Source organism: Aeromicrobium jepli, assembly GCF_047246605.1.
Lineage (GTDB): Bacteria > Actinomycetota > Actinomycetes > Propionibacteriales > Nocardioidaceae > Aeromicrobium.
The window spans coordinates 1-22,283 of the sequence record NZ_JBFOKO010000010.1 but is presented as its reverse complement, the minus strand read 5'-3'; the positions used below and the strand labels follow the sequence as shown (position 1 = coordinate 22,283).

The window sequence follows — 22,283 nt, the reverse complement described above, 5'->3', positions numbered from 1 at the left end:
CATGTCGCACGTCGTCGTGGTCGGCAGCGGCGTCGCGGGGCTGACCACCGCGCTCGACCTGGCGGGTCGTGACGGGGTCGCGGTGACCCTCGTGGCCAAGGCGCGCCTCGGCGTGTCCAACACCCGCGTCGCGCAGGGCGGCGTCGCCGTGGTGACGGCCGCCCACGACTCGGTGCAGTCCCACGTGCGCGACACACTCGTCGCGGGGGCCGAGCTGAGCGAGCCGGGCGCGGTCGAGGCGCTGTGCGGCGACGGCCCCGGCGCGGTCGCCGCGCTGATCGACCGTGGCGTGCGGTTCGACCGTCACGAGGGCGAGCTCGCGCGCGGGCTCGAGGCGGCGCACTCGCACGCGCGGATCCTCCACGCCGGCGGCGACGCCACCGGCGCGGCGATCGCGGACGCGCTCATCGCCCGGCTCCGGTCCAGCGAGGTCGCGGTCCGCGAGGACACGACCGTCGTGGACGTCCTCGTCCGGGACGGCCGCGCCGTCGGCGTGCGGCAGCTCGACGGCGAGGAGCTGGCGGCCGACGCCGTCGTGCTCGCCACCGGGGGAGCGGGCCAGCTCTTCCCGCACACGACCAACCCGGCCGTCGCGACGGCCGACGGCGTCGCGATCGCCCTGCGCGCCGGCGCCGTCGTGGCCGACCTCGAGTTCGTCCAGTTCCACCCCACGGCGCTCGCGGTGCCCGGCACCCCGCTCATCTCCGAGGCGGTCCGCGGCGAGGGCGCCGTGCTGGTCGACGCCGACGGCCGCCGCTTCATGCCCGAGGTTCACCCGGACGCGGAGCTGGCGCCGCGTGACGTCGTCGCCCGCGGCATCGCGGCGCAGATGGCACGCCAGCCCGGCACGCCCGTCCGCCTCGACGCCACCGCGCTCGGCGCGGACTTCCTGGCCGAGCGGTTCCCCACGATTGACGCCTCGGTCCGCGCGCACGGATTCGACTGGGCGCGCGAGCCGATCCCCGTCGCCCCCGCCGCGCACTACGCGATGGGCGGCGTCCGCACCGACGTGTGGGGCCGCACCAGCCTCCCGGGCCTGTACGCCGTGGGCGAGGTCGCGTGCACGGGCCTGCACGGCGCCAACCGGCTGGCGTCCAACTCGCTGCTCGAGGGCGCCGTCTTCGGCCGCCGGGTCGCCCGGGCGATCACCGGCGCGGTGCCCGAGGTCGCGTTCGGCGACGAGTGGGCGGCGCCGCTGGAGGTCTCGCTGGCCGCCGGGGACGAGGACTTCGTGCGCGCGGACCTGCAGCACCTCGTGTGGGACGCCGCCGGGCTCGCGCGCGACGACGAGGGGCTGCGGGCGGCCGCCGCCACGCTGGCGCGCTGGAACCCGCCCGCCGTCACGGACGGCAAGTCCGCCGAGGACGCCAACCTGCTGCTCGTCGCCCGGGCCGTCGTGGCCGGCGCGCTCGCCCGGCGCGAGTCCCGCGGCGGCCACTTCCGCACCGACTTCCCGCACCCGGATCCCGCTCGCGCGATCCACTCGACCGCCGTAGGGGTGGACCATGCTTGAGACCCGCCAGATCCGTCGTGTCGTCGACCTCGCGCTCGACGAGGACGCCCCCCACGGCGACCTGACCTCCGAGGTCTTCGTCCCCGCCGACGCGATCGCCACGGCCGACCTCGTGGCGCGCGAGCCCGGCGTGTTCTCCGGTGGCGACGTGTTCCGCATCGCGATGACCACGGTCGACCCGACGGTCGAGGTGGCGGTGCTCGTGGCCGACGGCGACCGGTTCGCGGCCGGGGCGCGGCTCGCGACCGTGCGCGGACCCGGACGCGCCGTGCTGCGCGGCGAGCGCATCGCGCTCAACCTCGTCCAGCGCATGTGCGGCATCGCGACGCTCACCGCCGCGTACGTCGAGGCGGCCGGACCGCGGGTGCGCGTCACGGACACCCGCAAGACGACTCCGGGCCTGCGGGCCCTCGAGCGGCACGCCGTGCGCTGCGGCGGCGGCCACAACCACCGCTTCAGCCTGTCGGACGCCGTCATGGCGAAGGACAACCACCTCGCCCTCGTCGACGACGTCACGGTCGCGATCCGCGCGGCTCGGGCGCGCCTGCCGCACACGACGCACCTCGAGGTGGAGGTCGACCGGATCGACCAGATCGAGCCGGTCCTGGCCGGGGGAGTCGACACGATCATGCTGGACAACTTCGACCTCGAGGACCTGCGCAAGGGCGTCGAGATCGTCGACGGCCGCGCCCTCGTGGAGGCCTCCGGCGGCGTCGATCTCACGACGATCGGCGACATCGCCGCGACGGGCGTCGACGTCATCAGCGTCGGCGCGCTGACCCACTCGGTCCGCAACCTCGACCTCGGCCTGGACGTGCGACTGTCGTGATCTACCTCGACCACGCCGCCACCGCGCCCGTGCGCCGCGAGGTGCTCGAGGCGATGTGGCCGTACCTGACGCGCGACTTCGGCAACCCCGCGAGCCACCACGAGCCCGGCGCGGACGCGCGGCGCGGTCTCGACGACGCCCGTGTGCGCGTCGCTGCCCACCTGAACGCCCGACCCGGCGAGGTCACGTTCTGCAGTGGCGGCACCGAGTCCGACAACACCGCGATCAAGGGGATCGCGCTGGCCGACCCGCGCGGGCGGCACGTGGTGGTGAGCGCGGTCGAGCACCCGGCGGTGCTCGAGTCGGCCCAGTGGCTGGGCCGGCTCGGCTTCGAGGTCACGACCCTGCCGGTCGACGAGCACGGCACCGTCCTGCCCGAGACGCTCGCGGGCGTCCTGCGCGACGACACGACGCTCGTGAGCGTGCAGTACGCCAACAATGAGGTCGGCACGATCCAGCCGATCGCCGAGCTGGCCGCGGTCGCCGACGGCCGGGGCGTGCCGTTCCACACGGACGCGGTGCAGGCCGCGGGCTGGCTCGACCTCGACGTCCGCGCGCTCGGCGTGGCCGCGTTGAGCCTGAGTGGCCACAAGCTCGGCACGCCCAAGGGCGTCGGCGTGCTGTGGGTCGACCGGCGCCGGTCGTGGGAGCCGCTCGTTCACGGCGGCGGCCAGCAGGACGGCCGGCGCTCGGGCACCGAGGACGTCGCGGGCGCGGTCGGCCTCGCGACGGCGCTCGAGCTCGGTCATGGCGACCCGTCGGTCACCGCCGCCCGGCGTGATCGGTTCGTCGCCGCGGTGCTCGAGCGCGTCCCCGGCGCACGGCTCACGGGCCACCCCAGCCGGCGACTGCCCGGTCACGCCTCGTTCGTGTTCCCGGGCCGTTCGGGGGAGTCCCTGCTGGTCGACCTCGAGGCGCGTGGGATCGTCTGCTCGAGCGGGTCGGCGTGCGCGGCGGGCAGTGACGAGCCGAGCCACGTGCTGACCGCGATGGGGATCGAGCGCATGGTGGCGCAGTCGGCCGTCCGCTTCACGTTCGACGGCTCGGCGACCGACGAGGTGCTCGAGCGGACCGCCGACGAGATCGTCCGCGCGACGGCGGGCTGAGTCAGCCCTCGGCGCGCTCGAGCGCCTTCGGCAGCAGGCTCGCCACGTCGGCGGCCGGCTCGCCGTCGCCGGTGTGGACCACCGTGACGACCACGGCGCGCTCGTCGCCGGCCGGGGCGTAGGCGCGCTCGGTGGTCTGCGGCCCGTTCGAGGTCTCCTGCACCGCACGGAAGCCGACGGCGCCGTCCGGCAGCCCGTCGAGTCGCTCGAAGCTGCCCGAGCTCCGCTCGTCGGCGACGCACTCGTCGATCATCGAGGTGAGCCGGTCGAACGTGACGTCGATCGAGTCGCTCCCGGTGGGCGGGCCCTGGACCGCGGAGCGGACCACCGAGTCGCCGTCCGCCAGCCGGAAGCTGGCGTAGACGAAGTCGTCGGACGCCGCGAGGTTCCACTCGGAGTCCATCGCGGCGCAGTTCGTCTTGGAGACGTTCGTCTGGTCGCTGACCTCGACGTCCTCGGCCTCGGGCAGGTCGGCGCGCTGCAGCAGCTCGGGGTGCTGCGCGAGGGGATCGGAGTCGTCCTGCTTCTCGCCGCACGCGCCGAGCAGCAGGACCGCCGCGCACGCGGCGGTCACGAGCCCGCGCATCAGGACTCCTCGGGGTAGAACTTCAGGAACTGGTCCTTGTACGTCGTGTCGAGGGCCGAGTCCGAGATGTACTGGTCGACCGCGTCCATCGCCGACTGCGTGTAGCGCGGCATCTGGCCCTCGGGGATGTCGGCGGTGTCGATGAGCCGGCCCCGGTCGTCGAGCCAGGCCGAGGGCACGTCCTCGGGAGGGATCACCCCGGACTCGACGAGCGACAGGAAGGTGTCGATCTTGACCTGGCGCAGGCCTTCCTCGGCGCGGACCGCCCGGTCGTCGGCCACGGAGGCGGCCTCGTTCGTCCACGCGTCCGCGACCTCGTCCTTGCCCAGCCGGACCGACTCGCTGAACCCGTACTTGATGAGTTTGCTGGTCGCGTCGCCGACCGCGTCGGCCCCCGGCAGCGGGACGAGGCTCGTGGCGCTGGAGAGCGCGTCGAGGAACGCCTGGCGCTGCGCGTCGCGGCTGGCGGCGCCGTCGATGTCGACGCGCCCCACCGTGTGCTCGGCGAAGCCCTGCAGCGACGCGCGCCCGGCCAGCGTGTCCGTCAGCTCGTTGCGCAGGTCGATGTTCCCCGGGTCGCGCGCCAGCTCGGCGGCGATGTTGTTGACCTGCGTCTGCTGGTACGCGGCGATGCCCTCGGCGATCCGCTCGGTGCCGCCCTGCGTGCTCATCGCGACCTGCATGAGCGACTCGAGGTCGCCCTTGAACAGCAGCGGGTAGTGCTCGAACGTCCCGAGGTGCTCGACCTCGAAGTCGGCCAGGCTGGTGGGCGTGCCCGTGTCGTCGCCGTAGTTCAGCGCGGTGTCGACGGCCGGCATGTAGAACTTCATCAGGTCGGCCAGGTACGGCGAGGCGCCCTTCGCGTCCTCGGGCGAGAAGCCCTCGTTGCCGGCGATCTCGTGGAAGAACGTGGAGACCAGCGCGGTCGTGTCCTCACCGTGCCGCTCGAGGTTGGTGGGGTCGGTGCCGATGCCCTCCATCGCGTGCGCGATCCCCGCGTAGTCGTCCGACTCCCACGTGCGGTCGCCGAAGTAGTGGCTCTGGCGGTTCCAGCCGTCCTCGGTGGACTCGGTGAAGAACGTCAGGCCCGCCTGCGGGTTCTCGCCGAAGTTGTGCATGATCGCGGCCATCGGGTCGTCGTACCCGAGGTCGTCGCGGCCCGTGTCGAGCGGCCCGTGCCCGTTGTGGCCGTACCAGGTCTGCGCGTCGAGCGGGCCGTCCGAGGCCATCCGCTCGAAGTCGTCGAGGGTGCGCGCGGCGCCGAGCAGGAAGTCGTCCGAGTAGCCCGTGTCCTGCATGAGGAAGGTGAGGATGTTGGCGCCGTTCATCCCCATGGGGTACTTCTCGCCGAAGGCCTGCTGCTCGTCCTGGGTGAGCAGGGGAGCGACGCTGTAGCGGACGATCTCGCGACCGAACGAGTCAGCGGGGAAGCCGGGCGCGTTCGACGCCGTGGACAGTCCGGTGCGCAGCTGCTCGGCGAGCGCCTGCAGGGCCTCGGGATCGCTGGCGCCGCCGTAGCCCATCGCGGCGGAGATGTTGCTCATCGCGCCGACCGTGCCGTCGGGGCCGAGCTCGGTGAACATCGCCGACATGACCTCGGGATCGCGCTGCCAGCGCTGGAGCAGGGTCGAGACCCGCTCGATCGTCTCGTCGTCGGCGTCCGGGCCGAGCCCGTCGACCGCGTGGGACAGCTCGGTGCCCAGCAGGTCCTGCACGTTGCGCAGGGTGTCGGCGGCGACGGTGTACGAGGCGCTGCCGGTGCCCTCGGTGTCGAGCAGGATCGCCAGGTCGCGGCGCGACTCGAGGTCCTCGAGGTGGTCGCGCAGCCAGCGCACCGTCTTGTCGAGGGAGCCGTCGCTCAGCGAGGGCAGCGAGATGGGGGTGACCCGGGTGGCGTGGGCCTTCTGGGTGTCGATCGTGCCGGCCAGGTCCGTCAGCTCGGTGATGGCCGAGCCGATCAGCTCGATGTCGATCTCGACGGTCGTCATGGGGCGACCTCAGTACATGTTCTGCTGCATCGACCACTGCTTCGGCCACGAGTGGCCGCGGTAGTCGTTCTCGGGGACGCGGTCGGGCTCGGAGCCGATGCGGGACTGGATCGTGGTGATCGCGTCGTCGAACGCCTCGGTGATGCCCGAGCACTGGTCCTTCATCTCGGCGATCCACTCGTCGGCCTCGCGGCACACCCAGCCGCCGTTGGCGAGCGGGTTGGCGATCTTGTCCAGCGGGGAGCCGTATCCGGAGTACACGTTGTCCCCGCAGGTCGCGACCGTCGACTTCGCCGACACCAGCGTGGTGCGGAAGTTGTTGGGCTCGGTGGTGTCCTCGGAGTCCTCGGGTGCCATCGTCTCTCCCCCCAGCAGATGAACGTGTGAGCGGGGCCAGCCTAACCGCATCGACGCGTTCCGTCAGGCGGGGATGGCTCGAACGGACCATGAGGAAGTGGTCGGTCGGTACTGCTTGTTCCGCCCGCGTCCTATACGCTCGACGCAAGCATCCTGGTCCCTGCGTTCGAAGTCGGGGGACGAACCCATTAAGGAGACACACCCATGGTGCAAGCTCGGATCGAAGATCTCTACGCGCTGTACAACACGCTGAACAAGTCGATGCAGGAAACCGACACGATGATCTCGAACGTCGACGGTTCCCTCAACCAGGCCAACGAGGAGTGGCAGTCGACCGGCGCCAAGGAGTTCAACGAGGCCTGGGTGCAGTTCAAGCAGGCGCTCACGCAGCTGTGCCAGGCGTTCGCCAACGCCGGCACCGACGTGGCCTTCCAGCACAACAAGTTCGCGGAGGGCGCCAAGGAGGCCGACCAGCACCCCGTGCTGTCGCCCCTGCAGTCGCCCCGCTGACCTGACGAGACGCCCGGTCCCGGCGCGGGACCGGGCGTTCTCCTCACGAGGAGCCTTGTGATGCGCAAGACCATCGCCACCGTCGCGCTCGCGCTGTCGGTGGCCCTGTCGACCGCCGCCTGCGGCAGCGGCGACGAGAACGTGCTGCCCGAGGCCGGCTCGACCCCGAGCGCCTCGCCCAGCGCCTCGGCGACCCCGTCCTGGTCGGCCACGGCCAAGCCCGAGCGGCCCCAGGACGAGCGCAGTCCCGAGGGCGCCGAGGCGTTCACCCGGTTCGCCGCCGACACCGTGCTGTACATGATGGCCACGGGTGACGCGCCGGCGCTGACCGCGATCTCGGACCTCGCCACGTGCGCCACCTGCAAGCTGTGGGCCGACAACCACGACAGCGGCAAGATCGTGAAGCTCATGATCGGCACGGGCGCTCCCACCTACACGACCGTCGGACGGCCCACCGTGACCGACGACGTGTTCTACAACGTGAAGCTGGCGATGGACATCCCTCCGGGCAAGTCCGTGCGCCGCGACAACAAGACCAAGCCCGAGAAGGTGAAGGCGGCCCGCGACCTGCCGTTCGTGGCCGACCTGCAGTGGAAGGACGACAAGTGGCTCTTGATGCGCTTCGACATGGGCTGAGCGCGCTCCGTCGTGGAGCGAGCGTCACCGCACTCACGGCCGCGCTGCTGCTGGGCGCGAGCGCCGTCGCGCACGCCGATCCCGACTGGGACACTGGCGTGGACGACGGCGGCGCCGACGTCGGCGGCAGCCAGCCCGGCACCGGTGGCAACCCGGGCTCGGGCGGGGGTGGCGGAGGCGGCTCCATCACCGTCCCCGGTCCTTGGACCCAGCGGATCTACGTGCCGGCGTGCGACATCAACTCCGTCACCGCGACGGGTCCGGGCATCGACGACTACGAGACCGTGAACGACGTGCTGTGCATGCGGTTCGGCGAGTCGTGCCCGGCCGAGGACGAGAACCGCTTCATAGTCTTCGAGCGCCGGATCGGCGCGAACGGTCGTGCGCTGGAGGACGGCTTCCGCAACGAGGGCACGGCGTGCCGCGGTCCCAACGAGCCCGACGAGTCCCAGCCGCCCACGATCTCCGTGGCCGAGATCGTCGACCGTGCCCGCGCGCTCGCGCCGACGCCGACGTTCGTCATCGAGCCCGCCGGCGCGACGTACGTCAACATCCCGACGAACTTCGCCGCGCAGGCGGAGGCGGTGACCGTCAACGTGACGGTGCTCGGCTTCACGATCCCGGTCGAGTTCACGCCCGGCGACGTCACGTGGCGCTTCGGCGACGGCGGCACCGGATCGGGCCTCGGCGTGCGCAACGCCGACGTCGGCCAGGCCGGCGCGGTCGAGCACTCCTACGCCCGCTCGGGCGAGTACGACGTGTCCCTCTCGGTCGCGTACGCCGTGCGCATCAACCTTCCGGGCGGCCCGCTCGAGATCCCGACGCCGATCACCCGCACCGCGGCGCCGCAGGCGCTCGAGGTCGGCGAGATCCAGTCGGTCGTCACCGAGGTCGACTGACCCCAGCCCGTACGACGAACGCCCCGGACCACTCGGTCCGGGGCGTTCGTCATGCGTGGGCGACCGCCCGGCCTGGACGCCGAGTGGCGCAAAGATGCCCGCCACTCGCCGAGTGGCGGGCACTTCTGCGCCACTCGCGACCCCGCTCTGCGCCACTCGGCGCGCGCTCAGGCCTTCGGGACCTGGACCCACTGGAAGCCGGTGGGCGTGATGAGCAGGCCGCGTCCGGGCGGGACGGCCGCGCCGACCGAGCGCGGCAGGCGCGCGTTGAGCACGTCGCCGTCGTTGGACGCGCGGGGCGCCAGGACCAGGCCCGTGCGGCCGCGCTTGAGGTCGGCGGTCAGGCCGCGGTACATGCCGCCGATCTCGTCCGTGCCACCCGCGACGATCATCGCGTTGGGGGTGTCGCGCATGGCCGCAAGCGTCTCGCCCAGCAGCTGGCCGACGGGGGAGTCCCCGCCGAGCACCTCGAAGTCGTCGACGACGATGAGGTGCTGCCTGCGCAGCTCGCCGATCGCGGTGCGGATCTCGTCGATCGGCTCGGTGCCGGTGAAGATGCGCAGGCCACGACCCTGGAGGTCGCGCAGCGGCGAGCGACGCGGCGCGATGACGAGGACGTCGTGGCGGTGCGCCAGGTGCTCGCCGACCGGGACGAGCAGCGTCGAGCTGCGCCCCGAGCGCGGCGGGCCCGCCACGAGGAAGCCCGGCCCCGTGACGAGCGGGTCGAAGCCCTGCAGCGAGAGCGTGTCGCCGCCGACGCCCACGGGCACGAACGTGGGGCTGAGCGCGGCCTCGGACGGCTCGAACGACAGCGCCTCGTCGAGGCTGATCGCGACGGGCAGCTCGTCGATGCGGTGCGGGCGCAGCCCCCGCGGCAGGTCGCCGTAGCGCTCGGTGACGGCGCGACCCAGCTCGTGGATCGCGCGGACCTGCGCCGTGCCCTCGGCGGAAGCGTCGAGCATCGCGAACTGGATCTCCTGCGGCCGCTCGCCGGCGCGGAAGCCGCGACCGGGCGGGATGACCGCCGGCACCTGCTTGGCGGGCAGGCCCACCACGGCGAAGTCCGAGGGGTCGCTCATCGACAGCACGATCCGGTCGTCCACGAGCAGCGAGTAGCGCCCCAGGATGCCCGAGCGGTCCGCGCCGATGACGATGCGGATGCCCGCGCCGACGCCCTCCTGCAGCAGGCCGACGAGGCGCTCGAGCAGGACGCCGCCGTCGACGGACTCGAACGCGGTCGTGAAGCCCTCGAGCCGGTCGAGCAGCACCACGAGGTACGGCAGTCGGTCGGGCCCGGCCACGGCGGCGCGCTGCTCGGCGATGTCGGCGAAGCCCTGCTCGGCCAGCAGCTGCTGGCGGCGGGTGAGCTCGCGGCCGAGGTGGTCGAACAGGCGGAAGATGCGGTCGGTCTGGGTGCGCGTGACCACGGCGCCGACGTGCGGCAGCGAGACGAGCGGCAGCAGGGCGTTGTTGCCGGCGTCGATGCCGAACAGGTGCACGTCCGACGGTGCCGTCTGCCGGGCGATGGCGGCCGCGATCGTCCGGAGCGACCACGAGCGACCGGAGCGGGACTGGCCGGCGATGACGAGGTGACCGGCCCGCTGCAGGTCCCACGACGCGGGCTCCTGCTGCTGCAGGTGGGGCAGGTCGCCACGGCCGAAGACGATCGGGGCGATCTCGGCCTGCTCGCCGACGGCCGGCGCGGGCGGCACCTCGAGGTCGTCCAGCGTGAGCGTCTGGGGCAGCGGCGGGAGCCACGGCTTGCGCATGGGCGGCAGGCCGATGAGGTCGTTGGCCTCGCGCACGGCGCCGACGAGCGTGGCGAGGTCGGTCGGGATCGACACGTCCTCCTCCTGCGCCGACGCCACCGGGGGAGCGACGAGCTCGTCGACGCCGAAGCCCCGCGAGCGCAGCTCGGCGCGCTCGGTGCCGGCGGGACGGCCGCCCACGCGCGAGCTCTGGAACGGCACGAGCGAGGAGTGACCCAGCCGGGCGTAGGCGCGGCCGGGGAACGACTTGGGGATCTCGGCGGCGACCTTCGACTCGATGACGTCGTCGGAGTCGTTCGCGTCCGTCACGCGCAGGGCGATGCGCAGGTTGGTGTTGGACTTGATCTCGGCGTTGACGACGCCCGCGGGGCGCTGCGTGGCCAGGATCAGGTGGACGCCGAGCGAGCGGCCGCGGCGGGCCACGTCGACCAGGCCCGTGACGAAGTCCGGCAGCTCGGCCACGAGTGCCGCGAACTCGTCGATGATGATGAGCAGCCGTGGCATCGGCTCGTCGCCGGGCTGCCGGGCGGCGAGGTAGTCCTCGATGTCCTTCGCGTCCGCGTCGGCCAGCTGGTGCTCGCGACGGCGCAGCTCGGCGCCGAGGGACTCCAGGGCGCGCGTGGTGAGGTGCCCGTCGAGGTCCGTGACCATGCCGACCGTGTGCGGCAGGTGCTGGCAGTCCTTGAAGGCGGCGCCGCCCTTGTAGTCGATCAGCACGAAGTTGAACTCGTCCGGCCGGTTGCCCACTGCGAGCGAGGCGATGATCGTCTGCAGCAGCTCGGACTTGCCCGAGCCGGTGGTGCCCGCCACGAGGCCGTGCGGGCCGTCGGCGCGGACATCGATGCGGAAGGGGCCGTCGAGCCCCTCGCCGATGACGGCCTGCGTCGTGCGGCCGCCGCCGCTCCAGCGCCGGACCAGCAGCTCGCCGGTGGGCACGTCGAGGCCGAGCACGTCGAGCAGGCGGCTCGAGCCGGGCAGGCTCGAGCTGAGGTCCTCGGTGCTGACGTCGCGGATCGGCGCGAGGGCGCGGCCGAGCCGCTCCAGCCAGGCGTCCTCCACGACGTCGCGGCGCACACCGTCGAGGTGCTTCTGCGCCGTGGTCTCGAGGTCGAGGCGGTCGCCGTCGAGCTCGACGACGGCGCGGCACTCCTCGGGCAGCTCGCGCCGCGTGCGGTCGAGGCAGACGAAGTAGACGTGGACGAACGCCCCGGACTTGAGCAGCGAGGTCATGCCCGGCGCCATGCGCAGCTCGCGGGCGCCGTCGAGCACGACGACGACCGAGGGCAGCGCGTCCCGCTCGTTGGTGTCGAGCTCCTTGCGCCGGTCGACCAGCGCGGTGAGCTCGGAGATCATGCTCGACCGGTCGTCCTCGGTGATCGCGAGGCGCGCGGCGCGCGGGTGGTCCTCGTCGGTGCGCGCGTGCGGCAGCCACTTGGTCCACTCCCACGCGTCGGCGTGCGTGCGGTCGGTGAAGACCCACAGTGAGGCGTCGGTGGGAGAGTGCAGCGCCGCGACCTGCGCGACGAGCCACGACGTCGTGGACAGGCAGTCCTCCGCCGAGCCGCACACGCCCAGGACGGCGGTCGGGGCGAGCGGCACGATGACGGGCACGTCCGGGGCGGTCCAACGGAGCGGTCCCTCGTGCTGCTCGCGCGTGGGGTCCTTCACGACGACGTCGGACTGCAGGTCGCTCGTGCCGAGGCGCAGCTCGAGGAAGTCCGGATCCCACCGGCGACGCTCCCACAGCCGCGAGCGCGGGCCGGTCGCGAACAGCAGGACCGACGCGGGGTCGGGGTAGACCGAGCGGCGGTGGCCGCGCTCGTCGGTGATCGAGGCGACCGCGGCCTTCTCGATGTCGGCGCGCCGGCGGTGGAACTCGGCGAGCTGCTCCTGGTAGCGGACCTTCTGCTGGCGTCGCGTGCCCGTCGCGTTCAGGATCATCATGACCGGCATCAGGATCATGAACATGAGCGAGAAGATCGAGCCGGTCCGCCAGTACATGAAGCCGCTCATGACCATCGGCGAGAGCATCATGACGATCGGGATGGGCGACTTGTCCGGCCGCTTCGGCTCGCTCGGCAGCGAGAACTCGCGGAGGCGCTCGGGCGGGTGCAGGCGTGGAGGCCGGTTGTAGTCCAGCTCGGGACCGTTCGGCGAGGGGGAGAGCGAGGCGTCCGGCGCCCGGACCGCACCGAGCTCGAACAGCACGTCGGCGACGCCGAGGACCATGCCCTCGGTCCACTCGCGCGGCGCCGTGACCGCCTCGCGGTCGAGCCGGACGAGCGGCACGGGCGCGCCGGGATCGATCTGGCGGCCCTGCTCGAGCGCGCTGACGCCGGGGCGCTTGCGGCGGAACCGGCGGCGCTTGCGGGTGGCGACGCTGGCCTCCAGCACGATGGGCTCGGTGGGCGGCTCACGCCGGACCGGGACCTCGAGCGTCATGCTCTCGGCGGCCGGGTCGGCCGTGACCGAGACCGCGCCGTGCGCGTTGACCTCGAGGCGGGCGGCGATCTCGGGAGCGCCGTCGACGCGGATCGCGCAGTGCTCGGCGGAGCCGATCGTCCACGTGCCGATGCCCAGGCGGTGCACGCGGCCCGCGCCGCGCCCCGAGCTGACCCGGACCTCGACGAGGCCCTGCGGCTCGCGACCGCGGTGACGGCTGGGGCCACCCAGGCCCACGATCGCGCCGTGGTGGATGCCGGCCGTCGCGAGCGTGGCGGACGGGTCGAGTCGCTGCGTGCCCAGGAAGACGCCCGGACCCGTGGGGTCGCCGCCGCGCCGCGAGTCGAGGTCGATGACGTCGGCGACGCCCGCGTGGGGGCGACGCTGCCCGAGCTGCTCGGCGAGCACGGCCTCGAGATCGGCGACCGTGCTGGAGGGGGAGTAGCCGACGATGACATCGCGGCTCTCTCCCGACGATGCCGCCTCAGCCGTCACGAGCAAGCGCATGCGCCTCAGCGTAAAGGGTGGCGGCAGGCTTGCTCCCCGGCGCGAACACATGGCCGTTTTGGGCTAGGCTGTGCTGGTTCCAGCGGGGGGCCGTGCAACGGGGGCGCGGCGGGGCTCTCCACCGGTACGCACACCACGTCTGCAAGGGGGAGCCTCATCCATGGCGATTCGCACCAGCACGGAGTCGGTCAGCGACGCGGTCCAGGACCGCCAGCGCGCACGCACCGCTCGTGGGGTCGGCGGACGTGCCGCCCCGTCGGCCGCCCGCCCCGCCCCGCCGCGTCGACGCCGCCCCGCGGTCGCGCTGCTCGGCGTGCTGCTGATCGTCGGCGGTGCCGCCCTGGCCGGCCTGCTCGCGCTGCGCATGGACTCGCGTGACGCCGTCATCGTCGTCAACACCGACGTGCCCGCCGGCACCGAGATCACCCGCGACATGCTCGGCCAGACCAACGCCGCGATCGACTCCGACATCGTCGTGCCCGTCGACTCGCTCGCCTCGATCGTCGGCACCTACGCGCGCGTCCCGCTCAACAAGGGCCAGCTGCTCGACACGACGATGCTCGTGCGCGACAACCCGCTCGAGGGCGGTCGCATCGCCGAGGTCGGCGTGCCGCTCGTCGAGGGCCGCGTCCCCGACGGCCTGGACTCCGGCGACCTCGTGCGCGTCGTGCGCATCGGCGAGGGCGACACGGCCGGCCAGCCGCTGGCCCTCGCGCTCGTCACGCGCCCGCCGGTCGAGTCCGGTGGCGGCGGCGTCCTCGGCGGCGGCGGCGAGAGCGACTCGTCCGCCGCGACCCTGCTCGTGCCGCTCGAGGTCGCCGACGCGATCGTCGACGCCGCGGGCAACAACCGCATCGGCATGTCCCTGGTCGACCGTGGGGTGGCGGTGACCGACACCGACCGGCTCCGCAGCCTGGCGGTGGCTCGATGACCGTCATCAGCTTCGTCTCGGCGAAGGGCTCGCCGGGCGTCAGCACCGCCGTCATGGGCCTGGCCGCGCGCTGGCCCACCGACGCCGTCGTGGCCGACCTCGATCCCGTCGGCGGCGACCTCGCGATCCGCGAGCGCGACGCCGACGATCGTGCGCTCGTCGAGCACCGCGGCCTGGTCTCGCTCGGCGCGGCCGTCCGCGCCGGCGACGAGGTCTCGCTCACCGACCACCTGCAGCAGACGCGCGAGGGCATCGACGTGCTCGTCGGCGCCTCGGGCCCGCGGCAGGCGCAGAGCCTCGGCCCGGCCTGGCCGCACCTGCAGCGCACGCTGCGCGCGCACGACGGCGACGTGCTCGTCGATGCCGGGCGCTTCGTGGCGGGCTCGCCCGTGGCGCCCGTCGTCGAGGGCTCCGACGCCGTCGTCTTCGTCGTCCGCTCCGAGATCGCCGCGGTCGCCCACCTGCGCGACCGGCTCAGCACGGTCCGCGAGCCCTGGTCGGTCGGTCGCCCCGGCGGCATGCGCGTCGGCGTGCTCGTGGTCGGCGACCCCCGCGACCAGCGGGCGGTCGACGACATCGGCCGGCTGCTGGCCGCCTCCGAGGTCGACGTCACGATGCTCGGCACGGTCGCCCACGACCCCAAGAACGTCGTGCGCGGTCCCGCCTCGAGCTCGCGCGCGATGGCCCGGTCGCTGTTCGCCCGCTCGCTGGTCGACCTCGTGCCGCGCGTGCGTGCGCTCGCCGTTCCCGCCCACGTCGCCCAGGAGGCCTGATGGACCAGCAGCTGCTCCGTGCCCTGCGCGAAGAGGTCGCCGACACCCTGGCCCGCCAGCGTCGCGAGGACGCCGCGGCCGGACTGCCGCAGATGTCCACCGAGGACGAGCGGCAGTACGCGCGTGCCGTCATCGCTCGCGTGCTCGAGGCGCACGCCCGCCGTGAGATCGCCGCGGGCCGCCCGCCGCTCACGGGCGCCGAGGAGGCCGAGCTCGCCGACGGCATCCACGCCGCGCTCTACGGCGTCGGCCGGCTCCAGCCCCTGCTGGACGACCCCGACGTCGAGAACATCGACATCAACGGCTGCGACAACGTCTTCGTCGGCTACGCCAACGGCGAGGAGAAGCGCATGCCTCCCGTCGCCGACAGCGACGACGAGCTCGTCGAGCTGGTCCAGGTGCTGGGCGCCTACTCGGGCCTGACCAGCCGTCCGTTCGACACCGCCAATCCGCAGCTCGACCTCCGCCTGCCGGACGGCAGCCGCCTGTCGGCCGTCATGGGCGTCACGCAGCGTCCCGCGCTGTCCATCCGCCGTTCGCGCCTGAGTCGCGTGTCGCTCGACATGCTCGTCGAGAGTGGCACGATGACGCCCGAGCTGGCCTCGTTCCTGTCCGCCGCCGTCGCAGCGCGCAAGAACATCATGATCGCGGGCGCCACGAACGCCGGAAAGACGACGCTGCTGCGCGCGCTGGCCAACGAGATCGGCCCGCAGGAGCGCCTCATCACCGTCGAGCGTGCCCTCGAGCTCGGCCTGGGCGAGTTCCCCGACCTGCACCCCAACGTGGTGGCGTTCGAGGAGCGGCTGCCGAACTCCGAGGGCCAGGGCGCGATCCACATGGCCGAGCTCGTGCGCCGCTCGTTGCGCATGAACCCCAGCCGCGTCATCGTCGGCGAGGTGCTCGGCGACGAGATCGTCACGATGCTCAACGCGATGAGCCAGGGCAACGACGGCTCGCTGTCGACGATCCACGCGAACTCCTCGCTCGAGGTGTTCAACCGCATCTGCACCTACGCGATCCAGTCGGCCGAGCGGCTGCCCGCCGACGCCACGATGATGCTCATCGCCGGCGCCATCGACTTCGTGATCTTCGTCGAACGCCGCAACGAGTACCAGAGCGGCGGCGGCCTGCGCCGCGTCATCACGTCGGTGCGCGAGGTCAACGGCGTCGACGGCCGCGTGCTGTCCAGCGAGGTCTTCGCCGAGGGTCCCGACGGCATGGCGCACGCCGCCGCGGCCGTCAGCTGCATCGAGGACCTCGAGATGCACGGCTACCGTCCCACCGCGTACGAGGGCCAGGCGTACTGATGGGATCGCAGACCCCACTCATCATGCTCCTCGGCGCCCTCGTCGGCGCCGGGGTGCTGCTCGTCGTGATCGGCATGTCCGAGCGCGACGAGGACGCGCCCGTGCGGGCCTCGCGCTCCCTGCGCGACCGCATCCAGGGCAGCGCCCGGCGCGCGCTGCTCGGCGTGGGCGCCGGCCTGATCGTCCTGCTGCTGACCGGCTGGCCGGTCCTGGGCATCGCGATCGGCCTGTTCGTGTGGTTCGCGCCCATGCTGTTCGGCGGCGTCGCCAGCGAGAAGCGCGCGATGGCACGACTCGAGGGCCTCGCCGCCTGGACCGAGTCCCTGCGCGACACGATCGCGGGCGCCGTCGGCCTCGAGCAGGCGATCCCGGCCACGGCCTACGCCGCGTCGCCCGCGATCCGCCCGGCGCTCATCCGTCTCACCGACCGGCTGCGCGTCCGCACCCCGCTGCCGACCGCGCTGCAGGGCTTCGCCGACGACATCGACGACCCCAGCGCCGACCTCATCGTCGCCACCTTGATCCTCAACGCGCGCCTGCGCGGTCCCGGCCTGCGCGACGTCCTGTCGTCGCTGGCCCGGTCGGCCCGCGCCGACCTCGACATGCGTCGCCGGGTCGCCGCCAGCCGCTCCAGCACCCGCCGCAGCGTCCAGATCGTCATCGGCGTGACCGTCGCGTTCGTGCTCGGCCTGGCGATCTTCAACCGCTCGTATGTCGCGCCCTACTCCTCGCCGGTCGGTCAGGTCGTCCTCATCCTCGTGATCGGGCTGTTCGCCGCCGGGTTCGTGTGGATGCGCCGCCTGTCGGAGTTCGAGATGCCCGAGCGGTTCCTCCTGGGCAAGCAGGAGGCGCAATGATCTGGATCCTGCTCGCCGGCGCGATCGCCGGCACCGGCGTCTGGCTGCTGATCGGCCGGTCGCCCGCGTTCGGCGCCACGGCCGCGTCCGAGCTGGCCCGCCTCGACGCCGAGCGCCGCCGTGGGCTCCCGCGTCCCGTCGCCGCTGACGAGGGCGAGTCCCGCTCGCTCAAGCTCGGCACGCGCGTCGCCACCGCCCTCGCGGACCGCGGCATCGAGCTGCCGATCGGCATTCGCTCCGACCTCGCCGTCATGAACCGCTCGGTCGAGAGCCACCTGGGCAACACGCTCATCGTGGCGATCGTCGGCGCGTTCGCCCCGGCCCTCGCGCTCGCCCCGCTCATGCTCATGGGCTACGTCAGCCCCGTGCTGCCGATGTGGCTCGCGATCGTCGGCGCCCTCGGCGGCGCGGCCATCGGCCAGCTCCAGCTGCGCTCGGAGGCCAACGACCGCCGTCGCGACTTCCGTCACGTCGTGAGCGCGTTCCTCGACCTGGTGTCGATGAACCTCGCCGGCGGCCGCGGCGTCCCCGAGGGGCTGTCCGCCGCGGCGGGCGTCAGCCAGGGCTGGGGCATGGTCCGCCTGCGCGAGACCATCGAGAACGCGCGGCTGCAGGGCATCACCCCGTGGAGCGCCCTGGGCCGGCTCGGCGACGAGATGAAGGTCGAGGAGCTCCGCGACCTCGCGGCCGCCCTGGCCCTCGTCGCCGAGGACGGCGCCAAGGTCCGCGACTCGCTCACCGCGCGTGCCGCCTCGATGCGCCAGCGCGAGCTGGCCGACTCCGAGACTCGCGCGCAGGAGCGGTCCCAGTCCATGCTGGTGGCACAGCTGCTGCTCGCCGCCGGCTTCCTCGTCTTCCTGATCTACCCGGCGCTGGCAGGCATCGTCGGGCTCTGACGCTTCCACCCATCGAAGGAGAAGAACCATGTTCCATCCCGCACTCGGATTCCTCGCCACCGTGCTGGGCGCCCGCCTGGACAAGGCCCGCAGCGAGGAGGGCGCGTCCGCCGTCGAGTGGGTCGTCATCGCGGCCGTCCTCGTCGCCATCTGCGGCACCGTCGCCGCCATCCTCATGGGCGCGCTCGAGGGCAAGGCCGGTGACATCGGCAGCCAGATCGAGGGCGCCTGACCCATGCGCTCTCGGGCACGGGACGAGCGGGGGGCCAGCGCGATCGAGCTGGTCCTCTACACGCCCCTGCTCATGGTCGCGATGATCCTGACGATCCAGTTCTCGCTGACCTACCTGGCCAAGCAGTCCGCGAGCGCCGCGGCCCGCGAGGCGGCACGTGTCGCCCGCGTCACCGGTGACGCGGACAAGGGGCGCGCCAAGGGTGTGAGCTCGGCGCACACGCTGGGCCGGGGCCTGCTGATGGACCCGCAGGTGCAGGTCGCGCAGGTCGGCGACAACATGCGCGCCGAGGTCTCCGGCCGGGCGAACCAGCTGCTGCCGTTCTTCGACTCGCCGCGCGTGAGCGAGGTCGTCCAGGGCCGCATCGAGGAGTACGTGCAGGACGTGGGCCCGTGACGAGACGTGTGCGCGACGAGCGCGGCTCGATGTCGGTCGAGGTCGTGCTCATGGTGCCGATCCTGGTGATGTTCACGTTGCTCGTGCTGGCCGGCGGCCGCTACGTCGCTGTGCGGGCTGACATCGACGCGGCCGCTCGCGACGCGGCGCGAGCGGCGTCCTTCGAGCGCAGCGAGGCGGCGGCCCGCGCGGCCGCGCAGGCGGCGGCGAATGCCAGCGACGTGAACGACAGCTTCTCGTCCTGCCGCATCGCCTCCATCAGCGGCGACTTCGCGGCCGGGGGAGTGGTGGACGTGACCGTGAGCTGCACCGTCACCAACTCCGGCCTGGGCCTCATCGGGCTCACCGGCAGTCGCGAGTTCGAGTCCAGCAGCAGTGCCCCGATCGACCAGTACAGGAGGTTCGGATGACGATCCGTGCGAGGCGCCAGCGCGAGCGCGGCGGCGCCACGATCTTCGTCCTCGGCATGTCGCTCGTGCTCATGCTGTGCGCCGGCCTCGTGGTCGACGGCGGCATCGGCATCAACACGCGCATGCGCGTGGCCGACGACGCCGAGCAGGCGGCCCGTGCGGGCGCCAACGCGGTCGACGTGGCCCAACTGCGCAGCGGCGGCGCCCTGGCGATCGACCCGGGCCTTGCGCGCTCCATGGCGGCGCAGTTCCTGAGCGCCCGCGGCTACGACGGCGGCCAGTTCACCGTGACGGTGAACGTGGACTCGGTCTCGGTCCGGCTCCGCGACACCAGCGAGACGACGATGCTCAAGCTCATCGGCATCAACCAGTACCCGGTCTCGGCGCGCGCCACGGCGACCGCGGCGACGTCCTGACGACGAGGAGACCCCATGACCGAACCCACCACCGCTCCGGACGCCTCGCGCTTCGAGTCGCTGGCGCCCCGGCCGCCCGAGGAGCCGTCGTCCACGGCCTCGCGCATCGGGTCCGCGCTGGCGCTGCTGGCGCTGCTCGTCGGCCTGCCGGTCGCCCTCGTGATGCTGGGCGGTGCCCCGCCGATCCCGACCGAGGTGCCCGGCCTGCGCGACCTGGCCCGCCAGCTCGGTCCCGAGGATCTCGTGACCGTCCTGGTGGGCATCGTCTGGCTGCTGTGGCTGGTCTTCGTCGTGTGCGTCGTGCTCGAGGTCATCGCCACGCGCCGTGGCGGACTGGCGCGCACCGTGCCGCTCGCCGGCCCTCTGCAGCACCTCGCCCGCGCGCTGATCGGCGGCCTGCTCGTGACCGGCCTCGTGGCCGGCCCCGCCGCGACCGCGGCCACCGGGCCCGCCGCCACGGACCTGGCTCCGGTCTCCGAGCCCGTCGCGACGGCCGTCGTGGAGGCCCCGGCGGCGACTCCCGAGGACAAGCCGACGCGCGCCGAGCGCGTCGAGCAGCGCATCGAGGGCGAGCTGGTCTACATCGTCAAGGCGCCCAAGAACGGCTACCACGACAACCTCTGGGACATCGCCGAGCGCCACCTGGGCGACGGCTTCCGCTACAAGGAGATCTACGAGCTCAACAAGGACAAGGTCCAGTTGGACGGGCGCAAGCTCGAGCTCGCGCGCCTGATCCAGCCGGGCTGGCAGCTGGTCATGCCGTCCGATGCCGTGGGCATCGAGCGCATGCCGGTCCAGCAGGCCCCTGCCACCCCGGCGCCCGCCGGCTCCTTCGGCAGCTCGCAGGCCGGCTCCGGCGCGGGATCGGGTGACGTCGAGACGGCCTCGTCGCAGTCCGAGTCCGAGACCACGGCGTGGTGGATGGGCGCCGGCCTGCTCGCCAGCAGCCTGCTCGCGGCGCTCGCCGTCGCCCGCCGCCGGCGTCCCGGCGGCGCCCCCGACGACGCCGCTCGTGAGACCGAGGCGGACCTGCGGCTCGCCGCCGACCCCGAGCGCGCCGGGATGCTCGAGACGGTCCTGCGCCAGCTGGCGTTCGCCTGCGCGCAGACCGGTGTGGACGTGCCCGCGGCGTACGCGGCCGTCGTCGGCAGCGACACGGTCGAGCTGCACCTCGCGCCCGCCGTCCCCGAGGCCGTCCCCGGCTGGGAGGCCGTCGACGACGGCGCGATCTGGCGCTCCACCGAGGACCTGGCCGCCCTCGAGGCGCCCGACGCCGACCCCGCCTACCCGTCGCTGGTGAGCCTCGGCGTCGACAACCAGGGCCGCGACGTCCTCGTCGACCTGGCCTCGTCCGGCGGCCTCATCACGATCGGCGGCGACCTGCACGTCAGCAGCGAGGTCGTCACGTCGCTCGCCCTGCAGGCCGCGGTCAGCCCGTGGTCGCGCTCGGTGCGGGTGCTCGCGACGGGCCTGCCGGCGTCCATCGCGTCCGTCGCCGAGCGGATCTCGCTCGTCGCCGACGTCGACAGCGCCGCCAGCGAGCTGGAGGAGGGGCGCGGCACCGACGTCCTCACGGGACGCCTGCGTGACGACGAGGTCACGGTGCTCGCCGTGGGCTCGACCATCCCGTCGTACGCCATGCAGCGGGTCGCGTCGATCGCGGCGGGCCGTCCCGGTCTGGCCGCCGTCGCCATCGGCGAGCACGAGGCGGCGCGCTGGCGCCTGCACGTGGACGAGAACGGCACGCTGCACGTGCCCCAGCTGGGCCTGGCGGTCACGGCCAACCGGATCGGCGCGCACCACGCGGAGGCGGTGGCGGCGCTGTTCGCGTCGGCCGGCCTGACGACGCGTCCGGGCGACGGCGAGCGGGTGGCCATCGCGCTGCCGCGCCGCGACGCCGACGATGCCGCCTGGCTCACCGCGACCGCGCGGGTCGGCGTGCTCGGCCCGGTCGCGGTGGAGGGTCCGGGCGATGCGGACGACCGTCGTGCCTCGGTGATGACCGAGATCGTCACGTTCCTGGCGCTGCACCCCGAGGGCGTCCACCCCACGGTGCTCGCCGGTGCGGTGTGGCCGCTGGGCGTGACCCCCGAGGTCCGTGACGCGAACATCGAGCGTGCCCGGGTGTGGCTGGGCTCGGATCGCGAGGGCGGACACCGCCTGCGCGAGAGCCTCGACGGCCGGCTGTCGCTCGGTCCGGACGTGGTCTGCGACTGGGACGCGTTCCGCCACCTGGTGATCGCGAGCCGTCGTGCCGAGTTCCCGCGCGACGAGATCGACCTGCTGCGTCGCGCGCTCAAGCTGATCCGCGGTCCGGCGTTCGAGGACGCCCCGCGCGGCCGCTACGCGTGGGTGGCCACGTTGGACCTGCCGCGCACGATCGGCGAGCTGGTCATCGACGCCGCGCTGCGCCTGGCCACGCTGCTGCAGGACGGCGGCGACCCGGCCGGTGCCGCCGCCGCCGCGGGCGCGATCCTGCGGGTCTACCCGACGCACGACGAGGCGTGGCGCATCGTGCTGCGCGCCCGTCACGCGACGGGCGGCACCTCGGCCGTGGCGGTCGCCGTGCAGCAGCTCGAGGAGGCCCTGCAGGGCGAGCCGCTGGACCCGACCACCGCGACGCTCATCGACGAGCTCTGGCCCCAGGCAGGCACGAAGATCTCCTGAGGTCGGCGACGGGCGGTGGTTTCGATACGCGGCTCGTTCCTCGCCAGCTACTCAACCACCGGGATTCTCCGGTGATCGAGTGCCGGCGAGCGCAGCGAGACGGTGTATCGAGATCACGTCTGAGAGTGGTGGTTTCGATACGCGGCTCGTTCCTCGCCAGCTACTCAACCACCGGGTCGGGCGAGCGCTAGCTGTAGTTCCCCGGGACGTTGTGAACAGGTGACGTAGCGAAGACCTCCGGGAACGATGTGGGTTA

The 22,283-nt window shown here is 73.1% G+C and carries 20 protein-coding genes; 16 read left to right on the top strand and 4 right to left on the bottom strand.

Annotation, left to right across the window (positions count from 1 at the left end):
• Position 1: 1 nt before the first annotated feature.
• The 3 genes from nadB to AB3M81_RS15990 are packed head-to-tail and all read left to right on the top strand — an operon-like array spanning position 2 to position 3,448.
• Positions 2 to 1,513, top strand: coding sequence for an L-aspartate oxidase (gene nadB / locus AB3M81_RS16000; RefSeq protein ID WP_412904922.1), 1,512 nt, complete (start codon positions 2 to 4; stop codon positions 1,511 to 1,513).
• A complete protein-coding gene (gene nadC / locus AB3M81_RS15995) occupies positions 1,506 to 2,342 on the top strand; it encodes a carboxylating nicotinate-nucleotide diphosphorylase (RefSeq protein ID WP_412904921.1) in 837 nt (278 codons plus the stop codon). The genes nadB and nadC overlap by 8 nt, the downstream gene beginning before the upstream one ends.
• Positions 2,339 to 3,448: a cysteine desulfurase family protein gene (locus tag AB3M81_RS15990; protein ID WP_412904920.1), complete on the top strand. Its 1,110-nt coding sequence runs from the start codon at positions 2,339 to 2,341 to the stop codon at positions 3,446 to 3,448. Before nadC ends, AB3M81_RS15990 begins: the two co-directional genes overlap by 4 nt.
• 1 nt (position 3,449) lies before the next feature.
• On the opposite strand, the gene AB3M81_RS15985 is transcribed toward AB3M81_RS15990, so the two are convergent.
• The 3 genes from AB3M81_RS15985 to AB3M81_RS15975 are packed head-to-tail and all read right to left on the bottom strand — an operon-like array spanning position 3,450 to position 6,379.
• On the bottom strand, positions 3,450 to 4,034 hold the full coding sequence (locus tag AB3M81_RS15985) for a hypothetical protein (RefSeq protein WP_412904919.1): 585 nt from the start codon (positions 4,032 to 4,034) through the stop codon (positions 3,450 to 3,452).
• On the bottom strand, positions 4,034 to 6,022 hold the full coding sequence (locus AB3M81_RS15980) for a DUF6571 family protein (RefSeq protein ID WP_412904918.1): 1,989 nt from the start codon (positions 6,020 to 6,022) through the stop codon (positions 4,034 to 4,036). The genes AB3M81_RS15985 and AB3M81_RS15980 overlap by 1 nt, the downstream gene beginning before the upstream one ends.
• Positions 6,023 to 6,031: 9 nt before the next feature.
• On the bottom strand, positions 6,032 to 6,379 hold the full coding sequence (locus AB3M81_RS15975; RefSeq protein ID WP_412904917.1) for a hypothetical protein: 348 nt from the start codon (positions 6,377 to 6,379) through the stop codon (positions 6,032 to 6,034).
• Positions 6,380 to 6,583: 204 nt separating this feature from the next.
• Between AB3M81_RS15975 and AB3M81_RS15970 the strand changes: the two genes are divergently transcribed.
• Genes AB3M81_RS15970 through AB3M81_RS15960 form a run of 3 tightly spaced genes read left to right on the top strand, consistent with a single transcriptional unit; the run spans position 6,584 to position 8,424 of the window.
• Positions 6,584 to 6,889, top strand: coding sequence for a WXG100 family type VII secretion target (locus AB3M81_RS15970; protein WP_412904916.1), 306 nt, complete (start codon positions 6,584 to 6,586; stop codon positions 6,887 to 6,889).
• Between the two features lie 60 nt (positions 6,890 to 6,949).
• A complete protein-coding gene (locus tag AB3M81_RS15965; RefSeq protein WP_412904915.1) occupies positions 6,950 to 7,525 on the top strand; it encodes a DUF6318 family protein in 576 nt (191 codons plus the stop codon).
• The gene (locus tag AB3M81_RS15960; protein ID WP_412904914.1) at positions 7,495 to 8,424 is read left to right on the top strand and encodes a hypothetical protein; all 930 of its coding nucleotides are present in this window, start codon (positions 7,495 to 7,497) and stop codon (positions 8,422 to 8,424) included. The genes AB3M81_RS15965 and AB3M81_RS15960 overlap by 31 nt, the downstream gene beginning before the upstream one ends.
• Before the next feature lie 167 nt (positions 8,425 to 8,591).
• Here the strand turns inward: AB3M81_RS15960 and AB3M81_RS15955 are convergent, their stop codons facing one another.
• Complete coding sequence (locus AB3M81_RS15955; RefSeq protein ID WP_412904913.1) at positions 8,592 to 13,142, bottom strand: FtsK/SpoIIIE domain-containing protein; 4,551 nt, start codon at positions 13,140 to 13,142, stop codon at positions 8,592 to 8,594.
• A 160-nt stretch (positions 13,143 to 13,302) separates the two neighbouring features.
• On the opposite strand from AB3M81_RS15955, the gene AB3M81_RS15950 reads away from it, so the two are divergent.
• Genes AB3M81_RS15950 through AB3M81_RS15905 form a run of 10 tightly spaced genes read left to right on the top strand, consistent with a single transcriptional unit; the run spans position 13,303 to position 22,027 of the window.
• Positions 13,303 to 14,073, top strand: a complete 771-nt coding sequence (locus tag AB3M81_RS15950; RefSeq protein ID WP_412904912.1) for an SAF domain-containing protein — start codon at positions 13,303 to 13,305, stop codon at positions 14,071 to 14,073.
• Positions 14,070 to 14,846 carry a CpaE/TadZ family protein gene (locus tag AB3M81_RS15945; protein WP_412904911.1) on the top strand — a complete coding sequence of 259 codons (777 nt, stop codon included), beginning with the start codon at positions 14,070 to 14,072 and terminating at the stop codon, positions 14,844 to 14,846. The genes AB3M81_RS15950 and AB3M81_RS15945 overlap by 4 nt, the downstream gene beginning before the upstream one ends.
• Positions 14,846 to 16,153: a TadA family conjugal transfer-associated ATPase gene (locus AB3M81_RS15940; protein ID WP_412904910.1), complete on the top strand. Its 1,308-nt coding sequence runs from the start codon at positions 14,846 to 14,848 to the stop codon at positions 16,151 to 16,153. Before AB3M81_RS15945 ends, AB3M81_RS15940 begins: the two co-directional genes overlap by 1 nt.
• Positions 16,153 to 17,010 carry a type II secretion system F family protein gene (locus AB3M81_RS15935; RefSeq protein WP_412904909.1) on the top strand — a complete coding sequence of 286 codons (858 nt, stop codon included), beginning with the start codon at positions 16,153 to 16,155 and terminating at the stop codon, positions 17,008 to 17,010. The genes AB3M81_RS15940 and AB3M81_RS15935 overlap by 1 nt, the downstream gene beginning before the upstream one ends.
• Entirely contained in the window at positions 17,007 to 17,906 is a 900-nt protein-coding gene (locus AB3M81_RS15930; RefSeq protein ID WP_412904908.1) for a type II secretion system F family protein, read from the top strand. The genes AB3M81_RS15935 and AB3M81_RS15930 overlap by 4 nt, the downstream gene beginning before the upstream one ends.
• A gap of 28 nt (positions 17,907 to 17,934) precedes the next feature.
• Positions 17,935 to 18,138 carry a Flp family type IVb pilin gene (locus AB3M81_RS15925; RefSeq protein WP_412904907.1) on the top strand — a complete coding sequence of 68 codons (204 nt, stop codon included), beginning with the start codon at positions 17,935 to 17,937 and terminating at the stop codon, positions 18,136 to 18,138.
• 3 nt (positions 18,139 to 18,141) lie between these two features.
• Positions 18,142 to 18,534, top strand: a complete 393-nt coding sequence (locus AB3M81_RS15920; protein ID WP_412904906.1) for a TadE/TadG family type IV pilus assembly protein — start codon at positions 18,142 to 18,144, stop codon at positions 18,532 to 18,534.
• Positions 18,531 to 18,944, top strand: a complete 414-nt coding sequence (locus tag AB3M81_RS15915) for a TadE/TadG family type IV pilus assembly protein (protein WP_412904905.1) — start codon at positions 18,531 to 18,533, stop codon at positions 18,942 to 18,944. Before AB3M81_RS15920 ends, AB3M81_RS15915 begins: the two co-directional genes overlap by 4 nt.
• Complete coding sequence (locus AB3M81_RS15910; RefSeq protein WP_412904904.1) at positions 18,941 to 19,360, top strand: TadE/TadG family type IV pilus assembly protein; 420 nt, start codon at positions 18,941 to 18,943, stop codon at positions 19,358 to 19,360. The genes AB3M81_RS15915 and AB3M81_RS15910 overlap by 4 nt, the downstream gene beginning before the upstream one ends.
• A 15-nt stretch (positions 19,361 to 19,375) precedes the next feature.
• Positions 19,376 to 22,027, top strand: coding sequence for an AfsR/SARP family transcriptional regulator (locus AB3M81_RS15905; RefSeq protein ID WP_412904903.1), 2,652 nt, complete (start codon positions 19,376 to 19,378; stop codon positions 22,025 to 22,027).
• Positions 22,028 to 22,283: the final 256 nt, after the last annotated feature.